Origin of the sequence: Streptomyces sp. NPDC050315 (genome assembly GCF_040655775.1) — a bacterium.
GTDB lineage: Bacteria > Actinomycetota > Actinomycetes > Streptomycetales > Streptomycetaceae > Streptomyces.
The window spans coordinates 231719-248184 of record NZ_JBFAKN010000002.1 but is presented as its reverse complement, the minus strand read 5'-3'; the positions used below and the strand labels follow the sequence as shown (position 1 = coordinate 248184).

17 protein-coding genes are annotated in these 16466 nt (G+C 74.0%); 13 read left to right on the top strand and 4 right to left on the bottom strand.

What is annotated here, in order from left to right:
• Positions 1–3 precede the first annotated feature (3 nt).
• Together AB0I82_RS08105 and AB0I82_RS08100 are read left to right on the top strand one after the other, a co-directional pair.
• A complete protein-coding gene (locus AB0I82_RS08105) occupies positions 4–942 on the top strand; it encodes an EamA family transporter (protein ID WP_363256302.1) in 939 nt (312 codons plus the stop codon).
• On the top strand, positions 923–2218 hold the full coding sequence (locus tag AB0I82_RS08100; protein WP_363256301.1) for an ATP-grasp domain-containing protein: 1296 nt from the start codon (positions 923–925) through the stop codon (positions 2216–2218). Before AB0I82_RS08105 ends, AB0I82_RS08100 begins: the two co-directional genes overlap by 20 nt.
• A gap of 36 nt (positions 2219–2254) precedes the next feature.
• Here the strand turns inward: AB0I82_RS08100 and AB0I82_RS08095 are convergent, their stop codons facing one another.
• Positions 2255–2887 (bottom strand): TIGR03085 family metal-binding protein, encoded by a 633-nt coding sequence (locus tag AB0I82_RS08095; protein ID WP_363256300.1) that lies wholly within the window; start codon positions 2885–2887, stop codon positions 2255–2257.
• Between the two features lie 220 nt (positions 2888–3107).
• Between AB0I82_RS08095 and hisI the strand changes: the two genes are divergently transcribed.
• The 11 genes from hisI to lgt all read left to right on the top strand — a co-directional run bounded on the left by hisI (position 3108) and on the right by lgt (position 12322).
• Entirely contained in the window at positions 3108–3488 is a 381-nt protein-coding gene (gene hisI, locus AB0I82_RS08090; RefSeq protein WP_363256299.1) for a phosphoribosyl-AMP cyclohydrolase, read from the top strand.
• Positions 3489–3566: 78 nt separating this feature from the next.
• Complete coding sequence (locus AB0I82_RS08085; protein WP_363256298.1) at positions 3567–5090, top strand: anthranilate synthase component I; 1524 nt, start codon at positions 3567–3569, stop codon at positions 5088–5090.
• 171 nt (positions 5091–5261) lie between these two features.
• Positions 5262–5915, top strand: coding sequence for a TIGR02234 family membrane protein (locus tag AB0I82_RS08080; RefSeq protein WP_363256297.1), 654 nt, complete (start codon positions 5262–5264; stop codon positions 5913–5915).
• Between the two features lie 118 nt (positions 5916–6033).
• Positions 6034–6270, top strand: coding sequence for an HGxxPAAW family protein (locus tag AB0I82_RS08075; RefSeq protein ID WP_030256377.1), 237 nt, complete (start codon positions 6034–6036; stop codon positions 6268–6270).
• Between the two features lie 161 nt (positions 6271–6431).
• The gene (locus tag AB0I82_RS08070; protein ID WP_363256902.1) at positions 6432–6872 is read left to right on the top strand and encodes a DUF2752 domain-containing protein; all 441 of its coding nucleotides are present in this window, start codon (positions 6432–6434) and stop codon (positions 6870–6872) included.
• A 187-nt stretch (positions 6873–7059) separates the two neighbouring features.
• On the top strand, positions 7060–7869 hold the full coding sequence (gene trpC, locus AB0I82_RS08065) for an indole-3-glycerol phosphate synthase TrpC (protein ID WP_030256369.1): 810 nt from the start codon (positions 7060–7062) through the stop codon (positions 7867–7869).
• 7 nt (positions 7870–7876) lie between these two features.
• Positions 7877–8110, top strand: a complete 234-nt coding sequence (locus tag AB0I82_RS08060) for a tryptophan synthase subunit(beta) (protein WP_363256295.1) — start codon at positions 7877–7879, stop codon at positions 8108–8110.
• Between the two features lie 135 nt (positions 8111–8245).
• Positions 8246–9550 (top strand): tryptophan synthase subunit beta, encoded by a 1305-nt coding sequence (gene trpB, locus AB0I82_RS08055; protein WP_363256294.1) that lies wholly within the window; start codon positions 8246–8248, stop codon positions 9548–9550.
• A complete protein-coding gene (trpA, locus tag AB0I82_RS08050) occupies positions 9550–10362 on the top strand; it encodes a tryptophan synthase subunit alpha (protein WP_363256293.1) in 813 nt (270 codons plus the stop codon). Before trpB ends, trpA begins: the two co-directional genes overlap by 1 nt.
• 107 nt (positions 10363–10469) lie before the next feature.
• The gene (locus AB0I82_RS08045; protein WP_363256292.1) at positions 10470–11240 is read left to right on the top strand and encodes a thioredoxin domain-containing protein; all 771 of its coding nucleotides are present in this window, start codon (positions 10470–10472) and stop codon (positions 11238–11240) included.
• A gap of 104 nt (positions 11241–11344) precedes the next feature.
• Entirely contained in the window at positions 11345–12322 is a 978-nt protein-coding gene (gene lgt / locus AB0I82_RS08040) for a prolipoprotein diacylglyceryl transferase (RefSeq protein ID WP_363256291.1), read from the top strand.
• On the opposite strand, the gene AB0I82_RS08035 is transcribed toward lgt, so the two are convergent.
• The 3 genes from AB0I82_RS08035 to AB0I82_RS08025 are packed head-to-tail and all read right to left on the bottom strand — an operon-like array spanning position 12319 to position 16225.
• Positions 12319–13788 (bottom strand): ADP-ribosylglycohydrolase family protein, encoded by a 1470-nt coding sequence (locus AB0I82_RS08035; protein ID WP_363256290.1) that lies wholly within the window; start codon positions 13786–13788, stop codon positions 12319–12321. The genes lgt and AB0I82_RS08035 overlap by 4 nt on opposite strands.
• Positions 13785–14912, bottom strand: coding sequence for an ADP-ribosylglycohydrolase family protein (locus AB0I82_RS08030; RefSeq protein ID WP_363256288.1), 1128 nt, complete (start codon positions 14910–14912; stop codon positions 13785–13787). Before AB0I82_RS08030 ends, AB0I82_RS08035 begins: the two co-directional genes overlap by 4 nt.
• Positions 14909–16225 carry an ADP-ribosylglycohydrolase family protein gene (locus AB0I82_RS08025; protein ID WP_363256287.1) on the bottom strand — a complete coding sequence of 439 codons (1317 nt, stop codon included), beginning with the start codon at positions 16223–16225 and terminating at the stop codon, positions 14909–14911. The genes AB0I82_RS08030 and AB0I82_RS08025 overlap by 4 nt, the downstream gene beginning before the upstream one ends.
• Positions 16226–16466 lie beyond the last annotated feature (241 nt).

The following is a 16466-nucleotide window of genomic DNA, read 5'->3' as shown; positions in this document are numbered from 1 at the left end:
GCCGTGGCCGCACTGTTCGTCTTCGCCCTGTTCTCCGCGCTGGTGGATGTGTTCGCCGCGCAGCGGCTCCAGCACCTCGACCCCGGCAGCGTCGCCGCGGTCGCCTTCACCCTCACCGGCGTCTTCTTCTGCGGCCTGACGCTGCTGCGGACGCGCCCGGCCCGGGTCCTCGCCGTGGCCCGGGCGCACGCCGCCGACCTGCTCGTCCTCAACGTCACCACCGCGGTGACCTGGCTGTCCCTGCTGTACGCGCTCAAGCTCATGGAACCGGCCGTCGCCAACGTCGTCTCCATCGCCATCGGCCCGGCCTGCACCGTGCTGCTCCAGTACCTGTGGTGGCGCAAGGGCCGCGTCCTGCCCGGCGAACTGCTCTCCGCGCTCGGCATCGTGCTCGCCCTCGCCGGGCTGGTCTGGGCCTCCCTGGACGGCCGCAGCGGCGTCGGCGACCGGGCCGCCGCCGTCATGGCGCTCGGCGTGTGCGCCGCGGTCGCCTCCGGCGCGGGCGGCGCCGCCAACGTCGTCTTCTCCGCCCGCCTCGGCGCAGCGGGCGTCGACGTCCCGACCGTCATGGGCCTGCGCTTCGGTCTGGTCGCCGCGGCCGGCTGGCTGCTCGCCGCCACCGGGGACACCGCCCGGCTGGGCGAGGCGCTGCTGCCCGGCGCGGTGGTCGCCGTCATCGGCGTCGGCATACCGGCCGTCCTCGTGCAGATCGGCGTGCGCCGGGTGACCCCGGTGACCGCCTCCATGATCTGCGCCCTCGCGCCCGCCCTGACCCTCCTCCTCCAACTGGCCGACAAACGGCTGACGTTCTCGGTGCCCTCCGCCGTCGGCATCGCCGTCATCACCGTCCTCATCGGGCTCGGGCTGCTCGCCCGCCGGGGCGCGCCCCCGGCCGCGGTGGCCCAGGAAGGCAAGAAGATCCATGCACTGCCTGGTAGTTGACGCCTATTCCAGCGGGCGCTTCCTGCCCGCGGCGCTGGCCGCGCACGGCGTCACCACGATCCACATCGACAGCGCGCCCGGCATCGGAGACCGCCTGCTGCGCACGCCCTTCCCGGCCGAGGCGGTCGCCGACCGGTTCACGTACGAGGGCGACCTGGACGCCCTGATCACCGCCGTACTCCCGTACGCACCCGCCCGCGTCCTCCCCGGCAACGAGACCGGCGTGGACCTCGCCGACGCCCTCTCCGCCCGGCTCGGCCTGCCCGGCAACGTCATCGACGGCCGCCGCGTGCGCCGCGACAAGTACGAGATGGCCAGGGCCGTACGGGCACACGGGCTGCGCGCGCCCGACACCCTGCGCACCCACCGCTTCGACACCGCCCTGGCCTGGGCCCGCGCGCACGGCCGCTGGCCCGTGGTCGTCAAGCCCGCCGACAGCGCCGGCACCGACAACGTCTTCTTCTGCGCCGGGCCGGTGGAGCTGTGCACCGCCTTCGACCACATCCTGCGCTCGGTGAACTTCACCGGCGCCCGCAATCGCACCGTCGTCGTCCAGGAACACCTGTCCGGCACCGAGTACTTCGCCAACACGGTCAGCGTGGCGGGCCGCCACCACATCGCCGAGATCTGGCGCTACCACAAGCGCCCGGGCCGCGGCGGCGCCCCGGTCTACGACTACGAGGAGCCGGTCTCCGCGCGCGAGCCGGCCACCGCCGCGCTCCGCCCGTACCTCCTCGGCGCCCTGGACGCCCTCGGCATCCGCAACGGCCCGGCGCACTCCGAGATCATGCTCACCGACGAGGGCCCCGTACTGATCGAGACCGGCGCCCGGCTCGCCGGCAGCATCCTGCCGCACGTCGTCAGCCGCTGCTTCGGCACCGACCACGTCGCGCTCACCGCGCTGGCCTGCGCAGACCCGGCGGCGTTCATGGCGCGCACGGACCGCCCGGCCCAGCCGCGTCTCCCGCTGCGCTATGTCTCGCTGATCTCCCCGCACGGCGGCCGGCTGGTCTCCCTGGCCCGCTTCGACGAGGTCCGCGCGCTGCCCTCGTACGCGGGGCACCACCTCTCCGTCGAGGTCGGCGACCACCTCGCCCCCACCGTCGACTCGCTCACCTCGCCCGGCATCTGCTACCTCGTCCACCGCGACCCGCGGCAGATCGAGACGGACTACCGACGGCTGCGCACGCTGGAGGAGACGGGCCTGTACGAAACGGAGGAGTCGGGTCTCGACGAAATGGAGGCCCTCGGGCCGGACGCGCGACGCCCGGCCTGAGGGCCTCTCTCCGAATCCTCCGCATCCGGGCCGGGGCTACAGCCCCAGCTTGGCCTCCAGCAGCCGGGCCACCGCGTCCTTGTCGCCGTCCAGCTCGACCTTGGCGGTGTCCTGCCGCCCGTACAGGAACAGCGTCAGCTCGCCCGGCTCGCCGGTGACCGTGACGACCGGCGTGCCGCGGTGCGCCACCGCGGTCTGCCCGTCCGGGCGCCGCAGCACCACGCCCACCGGGGCCTTCCGCCCCAGTATCCGGGCCATCCGCTCGATGCGGGACCACAGGGCGTCGGCGAGGACGGAGCTCACCTCGCGCGGCGTCCAGTCCGGCTGGGCGCGCCGCACATCCTCCGTGTGCACGAAGAACTCCACCGTGTTCGCCGCCTCGTCGATCTGCTTCAGGGCGTACGGCGACAGCCGCGGCGGACCGGTCCTGATCAGCCGGATCAGCTCTTCGTACGGCTTGGCGGCGAACTCGGCCTGTACCCGCTCCAGCCGGGACGCCAGCGGCTTGATCACCAGGCCGCCGGCCGCGTCCGCGCGCCGCTCGCGCACCACCACATGGGCGGCCAGGTCGCGGGCGGTCCAGCCCTCGCACAGCGTCGGCGAGTCGGGCCCGGCGCTCTCCAAGAGATCGGCGAGAAGAAGTCGTTCACGCTTGGCATGGGTCGACATGGCCTCACCCTACGGCCCGCCCCGCCGCCCGTGCCACGACGGAGCACGGTCCCTTCCGCACCCCGCGTCACCCGTGCAAGAGGATCACCGTCAGCACCAGAACGGCCGCCGCGAAGACCGCGCACACCACGATCGTGGCCACCTTGGCCACCCTGTCGTCGTCCGGGGGCGGGTACTGGTCGTTCATGCCCGCATGATGCCGCACGGCACAATGGAGGGCATGAGCAGCAGCCCCGTCACCCCGCCCCCCTCCGGTGCCTCGCTGGACCCGGCCATCGCCGCCCGGCTCAAGCGCACCCCCGACGGCCTGGTCCCGGCCATCGCGCAGCAGTACGACACCGGTGAGGTGCTGATGCTCGGGTGGATGGACGACGAGGCGCTGCACCGCACGCTGACCACCGGGCGCTGCACGTACTGGAGCCGCAGCCGCCAGGAGTACTGGGTCAAGGGCGACACCTCCGGACACGTCCAGCACGTGAAGTCCGTCGCGCTGGACTGCGACGCGGACACCGTGCTGGTCAAGGTCGACCAGGTCGGCGCGGCCTGCCACACCGGCGCCCGGACCTGCTTCGACGAGGACGTACTGCTCGCCAAGGACTGAACGGCCCGGAACGAGGAGAGCGATCAGTACGCGGACATGCCCCGCCCCCGCCACTGATCGCTACTAGGATCCGCTGACATGACCACGGGAACCACCGGCACCGCGACTCCGGACCTCGAAAACTTCCGCACCCTCGCGATGGACCGCCGGGTCATCCCGGTCACCCGGCGGCTCCTCGCCGACGGCGACACGCCGGTGGGCCTGTACCGCAAGCTCGCGGCGGAGCGCCCCGGCACCTTCCTCCTGGAGTCCGCGGAGAACGGCCGCAGCTGGTCCCGGTACTCCTTCATCGGCGTCCGCAGCTCCGCGACCCTCACCGCCCGCGACGGGCAGGCCCACTGGCTCGGCACCCCGCCGGTCGGCGTGCCCACCGGCGGCGACCCGCTCGCCGCCCTGCGCGAGACCATCCGGACGCTGCACACCCCGCGCGACCTGATCGAGGGCCAGGGCCTGCCGCCGTTCACCGGCGGCATGGTCGGCTACCTCGGCTACGACATCGTCCGCCGCCTGGAGAAGATCGGCGACTCCACCGAGGACGAGCTCCAGCTCCCCGAGCTCACCATGCTGCTCACCTCGGACCTGGCCGTACTGGACCACTGGAACGGCACGGTCCTGCTGATCGCCAACGCCATCAACCACAACGACCTGGACACCGGGGTCGACGAGGCGTACGCGGACGCGGTGGCCCGGCTGGACACCATGGCGTACGACCTGAGCCGCCCGGCCCCGTCGAACGCCGCCGCGCTCCCTGCCTCCGAGCTGCCCGAGTACACCGCCAAGTGGGGCGGCGACTCCTTCAAGGACGCGGTGGAGGACATCAAGGAGCGCATCCGGGCGGGCGAGGCCTTCCAGGTCGTGCCTTCGCAGCGCTTCGAGACGCCGTGCACGGCGTCCGCGCTGGACGTGTACCGGGTGCTGCGGGCCACGAACCCGAGCCCGTACATGTACCTCTTCCGCTTCGAGGGCGGCGTCGACGTCGTCGGCTCCAGCCCGGAGGCGCTGGTCAAGGTCGAGGACGGGCAGGCCATGGTGCACCCGATCGCCGGCACCCGGCCGCGCGGCGGCACCCCGCAGCTCGACCAGGCTCTCGCCGACGAGCTGATCGCCGACCCCAAGGAGCGCGCCGAGCACCTGATGCTCGTCGACCTGGGCCGCAACGACCTGGGCCGGGTCTGCGAGCCCGGCAGCGTCGAGGTCGTGGACTTCATGTCCATCGAGCGCTACAGCCACGTCATGCACATCGTGTCCACGGTCACCGGCACGGTCGCCGAGGGCCGCACGGCCTTCGACGTGCTCACCGCCTGCTTCCCCGCCGGCACGCTCTCCGGCGCCCCGAAGCCGCGCGCCCTGCAGATCATCGAGGAGCTGGAGCCCACCCGGCGCGGCGTCTACGGGGGCTGCGTGGGCTACCTGGACTTCGCCGGCGACTCCGACACCGCGATCGCCATCCGCACGGCCCTGCTCCGCGACGGCACGGCCTACGTCCAGGCCGGCGCAGGCATCGTCGCCGACTCCGACCCGGAGGCGGAGGACGCGGAATGCCGCAACAAGGCAGCGGCGGTCCTGAGGGCCGTGCATACGGCGAACAACCTGGGCACCTGACGCCCGCGTCCCGGCTGATCAAGTCCGACGGAGAAATCGAGCCCGACGCGGCAAAATCAAGACCGAAGCGGCAAAAATCAAGCCCGTCCGGCGATTGAGGACACCGCGGCCGGAGGCCGTCGGTACCCCCACGCGGACGCGCACCCGGCAACGTACGCGATAGTGGAGTACGTGAGTGCCGTACCCGAGCCCCGTACCGACGCCGCCGCGACGGACGCCCCCGCCGCCGCAGGCGGGACCGCGCGTAAACCCCTCGCCTTCGCGCTCCTCCTGGGAGCGCTGGGCGCCGCCCTAGCGCTCCTCTCCTCCGGCCGCACCTGGGCCACCGCCACCGCCGTGGTCGCCCAGGGCGAGCTCCCGCAGAAGGCGACGGGCCAGGACGTCACCGGCGTGCCCGGCGCGCTCGCCGTGGTCGGGCTCGCCGCGCTGGTCGCCGTCTTCGCCGTGCGCGGCGCGGGCCGCGTCGCCGTCTCCGCGCTGCTGGCGCTGAGCGGCGCCGGCACCGTCGTCGGCGCCGTCCTGGGCAACGCCGACACCTCCGCGCTGGAGGCCAAGGCCGCCACCGCCACCGGCATGAGCGGCGCCGGCGTCCACGACGTCGCGCACACCGTCTGGCCGTGGGTGGCCGCGGGCGGTGGCGCGCTGCTGCTGGTCGCCGGGGTGCTGGCGCTGGCGTACGGGCGGCGCTGGCCCGCGATGTCCGGGCGTTACGAGCGCGCGGGCGGCGGCCCCCGCGCCGCGCGCCGCGCCGCCGCGCCGCCGGACCTGGACCGCCCGGAGGAGATCTGGAAGTCGCTGGACCGGGGCGAGGACCCCACCGCCTAGGGGCGGCGTCACCGGTCCGTACCGACCCGATGACGGGCCCACCCCGCGCATCAGGGACAATGATTCCGAGCGAACGCCGCGCCCCGACCCAGGCGCGAGAAAGCAACGAGGAGCACTCATGTCGAGCAATGGCCACGGCCACGGACACACCCCGGCTGCCTGGACCGGCGTCATCATTTCGTTCATCGGCTTCTGCGTCGCGGGCGTCTTCACGGTGCTCGCCAACGTGCCCGGCTTCTGGGCCGGCATCGTTCTCATCTTCGCCGGTGCGGTCGTCGGCGGCCTGATGCGCATGGCGGGCCTGGGCTCCGAGCCCAAGCGCACCAAGGGCAGCCCCGCGCCGCAGCAGAGCTGACCGCCCGTCCGGACGCCCCGGCGCCCGACGCCCGACGACGAAGGCGCGGCTTTCCCGGCCGCCCGCACGCCCCGCGCTCATGGCGCGGAACGGCCCGTGCGGCGGCGGGAAAGCTGCGCCTTCGCGCATAGCGGGGAACAATCGGGACCGTGACGGAACCCGTGGCGCGCACTCCGCAGCCCCCGCCCCCTGCCGCACGCACCGGCGCGGCGCGCCGCCTCGCGCCCCCGCTGGGCGCCCTGGCGGCGGTCCTGGCGGCCTTCGCGTACGTCGGCGCCGTCGACCCCAACGAGGCGGGGCACTACCCCGTCTGCCCGCTGCTGCGGTTCACCGGTCTGTACTGCCCGGCGTGCGGCGGACTCCGCAGCGCGTACGCGGTGGTCCACGGCGACCTGGGCGCGGCGCTGGGTGCCAACGCCCTGGCAGTGCTCGGCTACGCGGCGTTCGCGGTGTTCTGGGCGGTCTGGCTGGTGCGGGCCGGCCGCGGGCTGCCCGTCGCCGGGCCGCGGCCGAGACCGGTCCACTGGTGGCTCGTCGGCGGTGTCGTGCTGCTCTTCACGGCGGTGCGCAACCTGCCCGCCGGATCGGCCCTCGCCCCATGATCCGCGCCGTTTTCGCGCCTTCCGGTGAGCGCTCGCGCGGCCGGTACCTGTCCATGTTGTGGGACCGCCGACAGGCGGATGCGGGGCTACCGCTCCTGGCCGGATACCATCGGAGTGCCTGCTGGGAGCGCACCGCGTCCCCGAGGGTGACAGTTTTCCTCCACCGCTCAAGAAGGAGGCCGCTCGCGTGAGTGTGCTCGACGAGATCATCGACGGAGTCCGCGCCGACCTCGCCGAGCGACAGGCGCGCGTCAGCCTCGACGAGCTGAAGGAGCGGGCACAGAAGGCCGCCCCCGCCAAGGACGGCGTGGCCGCCCTCAAGGGCGACAGCGTGCGGGTGATCTGCGAGGTCAAGCGCTCCAGCCCGTCCAAGGGCGCGCTGGCCGCCATCGCCGACCCGGCCGGGCTCGCCGCCGACTACGAAGCGGGCGGCGCGGCCGTCATCTCCGTCCTCACCGAGCAGCGCCGCTTCGGCGGCTCGCTGGCCGACCTCGAAGCCGTCCGGGCCAAGGTCGACATCCCGATCCTGCGCAAGGACTTCATCGTCAGCGCGTACCAGCTGTGGGAGGCCCGCGCGTACGGCGCCGACCTGGCGCTGCTGATCGTGGCCGCGCTGGAGCAGGAAGCGCTGGTCTCGCTGATCGAGCGGGCCGAGTCGATCGGGCTGACGCCGCTGGTCGAGGCGCACGACGAGGAAGAGGTCGAGCGCGCGGTGGCCGCCGGGGCGAAGATCATCGGCGTGAACACCCGCGACCTGAAGACCCTCAAGGTCGACCGCGGCAACTTCGGCCGGGTCGCCCCCGAGATCCCGGACCACATCGTCAAGATCGCCGAGTCCGGTGTCCGCGGGCCGCACGACCTGATCGCGTACGCCAACGAGGGCGCGGACGCCGTCCTCGTCGGCGAGTCGCTGGTCACCGGCAAGGACCCGAAGACGGCCGTCGCCGACCTCGTCGCGGCGGGCTCGCACCCGGCCATCCGGCACGGACGGGACTGACTCCTCAATGACCGCCGTCCGCACCCAGTCGCCGCGCCCGGGCCGTCGCCCGGCCGCGGTGAGCGCCGCGCGCCTGCCGCACGCGGCGCTGGGGCGCGGGTGCCGGCCGCGCGGCTGCCGGGCTCCGGCACGCCGCATTCACGGACGCCGCGTCCGGTACCACATCGGCTCGGAGCCGGGGCAGATCAACGGGCGCCGATGGCGTCGCACGGCCGCGCCGCGCGCGGGCTCGCACGCCTGACCGGACACCCTGCGGGTGCTCCGGCGGAGTGTGACACCCGGGTCCGTGGTGCGCGGCACGTAGCTTGATGCCCGTATTTCGAGATATCGAGACTTCCGGGGCGTATGCGTGCGCCCCGAACGAGGAGTACGTCGGATGTCCTCTGACTTCTTCATCCCGGACCCCGAGGGTCACATTCCCAGCGCCGAGGGCTACTTCGGCGCGTTCGGCGGCAAGTTCATCCCCGAGGCGCTGGTCGCCGCGGTCGACGAGGTCGCCGAGGAGTACGAGAAGGCCAAGGCGGACCCCGCCTTCGCCGCCGAGCTCAACGACCTGATGGTCAACTACACCGGCCGGCCGAGCGCCCTCACCGAGGTGCCGCGGTTCGCCGAGCACGCGGGCGGCGCGCGGATCTTCCTCAAGCGCGAGGACCTGAACCACACCGGCTCGCACAAGATCAACAACGTGCTGGGCCAGGCGCTGCTCACCAAGCGCATGGGCAAGACCCGGGTCATCGCCGAGACCGGCGCGGGCCAGCACGGCGTCGCCACCGCGACCGCCTGCGCCCTCTTCGGCCTCGAATGCACCATCTACATGGGCGAGATCGACACCCAGCGGCAGGCGCTCAACGTCGCCCGGATGCGGATGCTCGGCGCCGAGGTCATCGCCGTGAAGTCCGGCAGCCGCACCCTGAAGGACGCGATCAACGAGGCGTTCCGCGACTGGGTCGCCAACGTCGACCGCACGCACTACCTCTTCGGCACGGTCGCCGGGCCGCACCCCTTCCCCGCCCTCGTGCGCGACTTCCACCGCGTCATCGGCGTCGAGGCGCGCCGGCAGCTCCTGGAGCGCGCCGGGCGGCTGCCCGACGCGGCCGTGGCCTGCGTCGGCGGCGGCTCCAACGCCATCGGCCTCTTCCACGCCTTCCTGCCCGACGCGGACGTCCGCCTGATCGGCTGCGAGCCGGGCGGCCACGGCGTGGAGACCGGCGAGCACGCGGCCACCCTCACCGAGGGCACCCCGGGCATCCTGCACGGCTCCCGCTCCTACGTCCTGCAGGACGAGGACGGCCAGATCACCGAGCCGTACTCGATCTCCGCGGGCCTGGACTACCCGGGCATCGGGCCCGAGCACTCCTACCTCAAGGACGTCGGGCGCGCCGAGTACCGCGCCGTCACCGACGACGCGGCCATGCAGGCGCTGCGGCTGCTCTCGCAGACCGAGGGCATCATCCCCGCCATCGAGAGCGCGCACGCACTCGCCGGTGCGCTGGAGCTGGGCCGCGAGCTGGGCAAGGACGGGCTGATCCTGGTCAACCTGTCCGGCCGCGGCGACAAGGACATGGACACCGCCGCGCGGTACTTCGGGCTGTACGACGCGCCCGCCGACGACGCGGTCGAGGCGGACGACACCGACGCCACGGACACCGCGCTCGGCGCGCACCAGGAGGGGACCAAGTGATGGCGGGCAACGTCGAGCTGCTGAGCTCTGTACTGGCCGGCGCGAAGGCCGAGGGCCGCGCGGCCCTGGTCGGGTACCTCCCGGCCGGCTTCCCGACCGTGGACGGCGGGGTACGCGCCGTCACCGCGATGCTGGAGGGCGGCTGCGACATCGTCGAGGTCGGCCTGCCGCACAGCGACCCGGTGCTGGACGGTCCGGTCATCCAGACCGCCGACGACATCGCGCTGCGCGGCGGCGTCAAGATCGTCGACGTGATCCGTACGGTCCGCGAGGCGCACGCCGCCACTGGCGCGCCGGTGCTGTGCATGACGTACTGGAACCCGGTCGACGCGTACGGCGTGGAGCGGTTCGCCGCCGACCTGGCCGCCGCGGGCGGCGCCGGCTGCATCCTGCCGGACCTGCCGGTCGAGGAGTCCGAGGTGTGGCGGAAGGCCGCCGAGGAGCACGGCCTGGCCACGGTCTTCGTGGTCGCGCCGAGCAGCCGGGACGAGCGGCTCGCGAAGATCACCGCGGCCGGTACGGGCTTTGTGTACGCGGCGTCGCTGATGGGCGTCACCGGCACCCGGGAGTCCGTCGGCCGGGAGGCCCAGGACCTGGTCGCGCGCACCAGGGCCACCACCGACCTGCCGGTCTGCGTGGGCCTCGGCGTCTCCAACGCCGAGCAGGCGGCGGAGGTCGCGCAGTTCGCCGACGGAGTCATCGTCGGCTCCGCGTTCGTGAAGCGGATGCTGGCGCACGAGGACGACCTGGAGGCCGCGCTCGCGGGCGTACGGGAGCTGGCCGGGGAGCTGGCCAAGGGCGTACGGGCGTAACACCCGCACCCGGCACGCGTAAAGCGCGCGCCGGGCGGGTCCCTCGATAGGGCGAAAACCGGGGCGGAGGGGCGCAGTCGCGTCCCTCCGCCTCGTTTTCCACGGGTGTGAGCCAGAAATCCCGAGCCGATGGCAGCGCCCGCGAGCGGCTGCAGGCACAGCGCGAGAAGGAAAAGGCCCGCGCCCGGCGCGGCCGGCAGGCGAAGGTCGCCGGGGCGGTGGTCGTCGTCCTGGCGGTGGCCGCCGGCATCGCCCTCTGGGCGTCGTCGACGGGTGAGGACAAGAGCGCGCCGGTCGCCGCGCCGAAGGGGGCGACGGGCGGGGACAAGCCGATGGTCACGGTCGGCAAGAAGAGCGCCCCGTCCACGCTGCAGGTGTGGGAGGACTTCCGCTGCCCCGCCTGCAAGCAGTTCGAGACGGGCTTCCGCTCGACCCTCCATGAGCTGGAGGACAACGGTCAGCTGCGGACCGACTACCACCTCGCCCTGCTCATCGACGGCAACATGGGCGGCAAGGGCTCGCTGAACGCCGCCAATGCCGCCCTGTGCGCGCAGCAGGCCGGCAAGTTCCGCGAGTACCACGACGTGCTGTTCACCAACCAGCCCCCCGAGCAGGAGGACCGGTATGCGAGCAAGAAGTACCTGATCCAGCTGGCGGGGAAGGTCCCGGGCCTGGTGACGGGGGACTTCCGCTCCTGTGTGCAGGACGGGAAGTACAACGGCTTCGCGCAGAAGTCGCAGGAGGCGTTCCAGAGCGCCGGCCTGCAGGGCACCCCGAGCGTCATCCTCAATGGGAAGAACATCTTCGCCGACCCGAACGCCCAGGTGACCCCGCAGAAGCTGAAGCAGATGGTGCTCGACGCGAACAAGAAGAAGTGAGGAAGAGAAGCACGGCGCAGAAGTGCCGTACGGGGGGTCGTTACTGAGCCGTTGCGGGGTGGGTTGCCGCCCGGCCCGCCCGGCGCGGTAGCGTCGGGGCTGCCATGGACCTCGCATTCATTCCCAGCCCGTCGACCGGCGTCGTGCATCTCGGCCCGATCCCGCTGCGCGGCTACGCATTCTGCATCATCATCGGCGTCTTCATCGCCGTCTGGCTCGGCAACAAGCGCTGGATCCAGCGCGGTGGCCGGAGCGGGACGGTCGCCGACATCGCCGTGTGGGCGGTGCCGTTCGGCCTGGTCGGAGGGCGGCTGTACCACGTCATCACGACGTATGAGCCGTACTTCGGCGAGGGCGGCGACCCGATCAAGGCGCTCTACGTCTGGGAGGGCGGCCTCGGCATCTGGGGCGCGATCGCGCTGGGCGCGGTCGGCGCCTGGATCGGCTGCCGCCGCCGGGGCATCCCGCTGCCGGCGTACGCGGACGCGGTCGCGCCGGGCATCGCGCTGGCGCAGGCGATGGGCCGCTGGGGCAACTGGTTCAACCAGGAGCTGTACGGCCGGAAGACGGACGTGCCGTGGGCGCTGGAGATCTCCTCGGACCCGTCGATCGGGCGCGTGGGCGGCACGTACCACCCCACGTTCCTGTACGAGTCCCTGTGGTGCATCGGCGTCGCGATCCTGGTCATCTGGGCGGACCGGAAGTTCAAGCTGGGCCACGGCCGGGCGTTCGCGCTGTACGTCGCGTCGTACTGCGCGGGCCGCGCGTGGATCGAGTACATGCGGGTCGACGAGGCGCACCACATCCTGGGGCTGCGGCTGAACGTGTGGACGGCGCTGATCGTCCTGGTCCTCGCGCTGGTCTACATGGTGATCTCGGCGAAGCGGTCGCCGGGCCGGGAAGCGGTTGTCGAGCCGGGAGCGGACGAGCCGGAGGACGGTGCGGCGGACGCCGCGGGCGACGGACCGGCCGACAGCCCGGCCGCGGACGACGCGCCCGCCGACCGGGCGGACGACGCCGAGCGGGCCGAAGATGCCGCGCCCGCGAAGGACGCCGAGCGCACCGGTAACAAGAAGTCCTAGTCCCGGGCATCCGCCGGGCACAGCGGGTCGTGGTCCTCCTCGGGGGCCGCGGCCCGTTTGTCGTCTTCTCCGTCGGGCGGGGCGGTGACCGCGAGGGCCGCTGTCTCGCGGGCCAGGGCGTCGAAGCCGATGCCGTCCAGGCCGCCGATGCCGGTGGCCAGGCGATTGGCCAGCGGGGCCGTCCAGCGCGCCGGCAGCGCTTCCGGGGAGCCGGCCAGCAGGCCGGTGAGCGAGCCGGCCGTCGCGCCGTTGGAGTCGGTGTCCCAGCCGCCGGAGACGGCGCGGCAGACCGACCCGGTGAAGTCCCCGTCGGCGTGGGTGAGGGCGGCGGCGAGCAGGGCGGCGTTGGGCAGGACGTGCACCCAGTGGTGCTGTCCGTACGCGGCGTGCAGCCGGTCCACCACGGTCTCGAAGCCGGCCGGCGTACGGTCGGGCGCCTCCCCGGCCGCCGCGATACCGAAGCGCACGGCCCGGGCCAGCCGGGCGCGCGGCGGGACGACGGCGAGGCCGGTACGCAGGCAGGCGTGCACGTCCGCGTCCCCGGCGGCGGCGCGGGCGAGGGCCGCCGCGACGAACATCGCCCCGTACACGCCGTTGGCGGTGTGGGTCAGTACCGCGTCCCGCCAGGCGGCGGCCGCGGCCCCGGCCGGGTCGCCCGGGTGCGTCCAGCCGTGGATGTCGGCCCTGATCAGGGCGCCGATCCACTCGCGGAAGGGGTTGCGGAAGCGGGCGGTGTCCGGCGGTTCGATGCCGTCGAGGAGGTTGCGGTACGCGACGCGCTCGGCGGTGAACGTCCGGCCCGCCGGGAGCTCCGCCAGCCACAGCCGGGCGAGGTCGGCGGTGGTGAAGGCGTGGCCGTGGCGCCGGAGGAGGAGCAGGCCGAGGACGGGGTGGTTCAGGTCGTCGTCCTCGGGCATGCCGTCGATGTTCTCGGCGAGCGAGATGGCGGCGCTGCGGCGGTTCCACGGGTACCGGGCGGCGGTACCGGGATCCAGCCCGGCCTCGGTGAACCAGGTGTGCAGCGGCCAGTTCGCGGTCGACCGGGCGATCTCCCGGATGCCCGCCAGCGGCAGCTTCTCGACCGGCTTGCCGAGCAGACAGCCGGCGGCGCGGCCCAGCCAGGCGGCTTCGAGGCGGGGGAGCAGGCCGGGCGCGGTGGGGACGGGCGGCGGAGGCGGGGCGGCGGCCCGGACGGCCGCCAGATCGGTGGGCTCGTCGGCGGCCAGCGGGGAGGGCAGCGCGGCCAGGTCGTCGAGGAGGGCGGTGGCGAGCGTCCGGAGGTGTGGCGGAGCCGGGGCGGGCGAGGCACCGGCCCGTTCCGGCGCGTCGCCGCCGCCCGCGGTGTGCCAGCGGCGGCGGATCACGGTGGCGTCCCGGCCGTCCTCGGCGGCCTGCCGCAGCTCGTGGCCGAGCAGGTCCTCCGGCTGGACCCAGGTGACCCGCAGCGGCGCCGGGGGATACGTCATCGGACCTCCGTGAGCGCGGCGAACGCGGCCTCGTGGGCGCGGCGGCGCGCCAGATCGCGGTGGTGGATCTCGCGGGCCACAGCGGTCAGCGCGTCCGCGGGGGCCTTCAGGTCCAGGCGGCTGGCCTCGGAGACGGCCGTGGTCCACTCCGCGGGTACGGGGTGGCCGAGCGCGCCGACCAGGGCGCCGCTCATGGTGGCGATGGAGTCGCAGTCGCGGCCGTAGTTGACGGCGCCGAGCACGGTCTCGCGGTAGTCGCCGTCGCCGATCAGCAACAGGCCCAGTGCGATGGGGAGTTCCTCGATGGAGTGCAGCCGGGAGGGCCGCCGGGCGCCGAGCGAGGGGCGGCGGTACTCGGGCCCCACGGTGTCGAACGGGGAGACCGCGCCCCGCAGTTGCGGCAACGCAGGTTCGAACTCCTCGTATTTCACCGCCACTTCGCACACCGCCTCGATGGCCGTGCGGGTGCCGTCCTTGGCGAGGGCGAGGGCCGCGTCGACCACGGAGGCGGGCGTGGCGCCGGGCGTGCAGGCCGCGGCCACCGACGCGGCGAGGACGCCGGCCGCCTCCCGCCCGTACGAGGACTGGTGCGCGCCCGCGACGTCCAGCGCCTCGGCGTAAGCACCGCGCGGGTCACCGGCGTTGACCAGGCCGACCGGCGCCATGTACATCGCGGCGCCGCAGTTGACGATGACCCCCGCTGGATCCCCGAGCTGGAGGCCGAGGCGCTGCCCCTGCAACGCGTCTTCCTCGCCGAGAAGTGGCTGGGTCATCAGGTCGGGGACCAGGTGCTCGGCCACCGCGTATGCGTCGAGGTGGTCGCGGACCTGCTCGTACACCCTGATCAGCGCGTGCGTCATGAGGGTGTCGTCGGTGACGTGGCCGTCGCCCTTGTGGTACGGCGCGAGGGGGCGGGCGGTGCGCCAGTCCTCGTACCAAGGGCCGACGATGCCGCGGACCGGGCCGCCGTGCCGCTCCCGGATCTGCTCCGGGCTCCAGCCCTCGACCGGCCCGCCGAGCGCGTCGCCGACCGCGGCTCCGGCGAGGGCGCCTGCCGTGCGGTCGGCGAGGGAGGGGCCGGTGGGCGTCGCCGTGGTGGTGGGTGGTGCCGCGGTGTCGGTCATGGCTCGGCCGGTCCTTTCGCCAGGGGCGTCTGCGGAGTGATCACGGGCGCCTGCGGAGTGATCGCGGGCGTCTGCGGGGTGGCCAGGGGTGCCTGCTGGGCGATCAGGGGCGTCTGCGGGGTGGTCAGTTCGGTGCCTGCGAGCAGGTCGGCCAGCTCTATGAGGTCGGTGCCGGCCAGTCGGGGGAGGGCGCAGCCGGAGAGCGTGCGGCAGGCGTCGCGCCAGGCGGCGGGCAGCGCGGCGGCCCCGCCGAGGGCGCCGGTCAGCGCCCCGGCGAGGGCGGGCGCGGAGTCGGCGACGCGGGAGAGGCAGGCGGCCGCGGGCACCGCCTCGGCGGTCCGGCCGCCGCCCGCGAGGGCCAGCGCGAGGGCGACGGGCACGGTCTCGGCGGCGGCGATGCCGTAGCTGTAGACGTGGTCGACGATCTCGTGTTCCAGGGTGGGGATCAGGGCGAACGCGGCACCGGGGCGGCCGTCGGCGGTGGCCTCGGCCAGCCGTACGGCGTGCAGGGCGTTGCGGCGGATCTCCGTGCCCTCGGGGAGCTGGGCGAGGGCGGCTTCGACGCACGCGGCCACGTCGGCGCCGCCGAGCGCGGCGGCGACCGCGGCGGCCATCGCGCGGGCGCCGTGCACGCCGTCGCCGTCCTGGGTGTACCGGGCGTCGAACTCGGCGAGCCCGGCGGCGGCTTCGGGATCGCCGGGGTGGACGACGGCCAGTACGGCTGCGCGTACGCAGGCCGCGTCGTCGAAGAAGTGCGGGTTGTCGTGGCCGGTGGCGGGCGGGCGCAGCCCGGCGGCGAGGTTGCCGAGGCCGGCGCGTACGGAGATCCGGGCGCGGAGTGGCAGTACGGCTGACTCGACTTCGGGCGCGCGGTCGGCGGCGGCCGCGATCTCGCAGGCCAGCGCGTTCCAGGCGAGGTCGAGGGCTGCCCGCATGCGGCGGTCGCGGCCGAGGTCGGAGAGGAACTCGCCGGCGGCGGTGAGCACGGAGCCGGCGGTGAAGGCGGCCCATTCGGCGTCGTCGGAGGGGCCCAGGCGGAGGGGTTCGGGGGGCTGGTTGAGGGCGATGGGGACGGGGAGGGTGGTGGTGGCGTTCTGCTCGGCGAAGGTGTCGAGTTCGCGGGTGAGGCGGCGGGTCCATTCGGGCATGCGGGCGGCGCGGTGCCGGGCCGCGGGCCAGCCGGCGGCGTCGCCTGCGGCGAGTCCCAGGAGGAGGCCGCGGATGCGGTCGCGGGCGAGGGCCGGGGGCGCGGGTGCGGCCGGGGGCGGGTGGGGCGTCCGGCTGCCCGCCGGTGGGGGTGCCGCTGCGCCCACCCTCCCCCAAGCTCCTGCGGAGCAGGGAGGGACCCCCACGCATTCGCGGCACGATTGCCCGCAGCTGGGTGGGACATCAAGCCCGTCCGGCGTTTGAGGACGAGGCCGGAGGCCGATCAGGGGCGCGGGGAACTGCGCGAACGGCCCCGACGGCGCGGCAGCCGCCAGCGGCGGGTCAGCGGCACCCCCGGCAGCGCCGCCGTCCGAGCGGAAGGCGCCCACCGCGCCGCCGTCCGGGGAG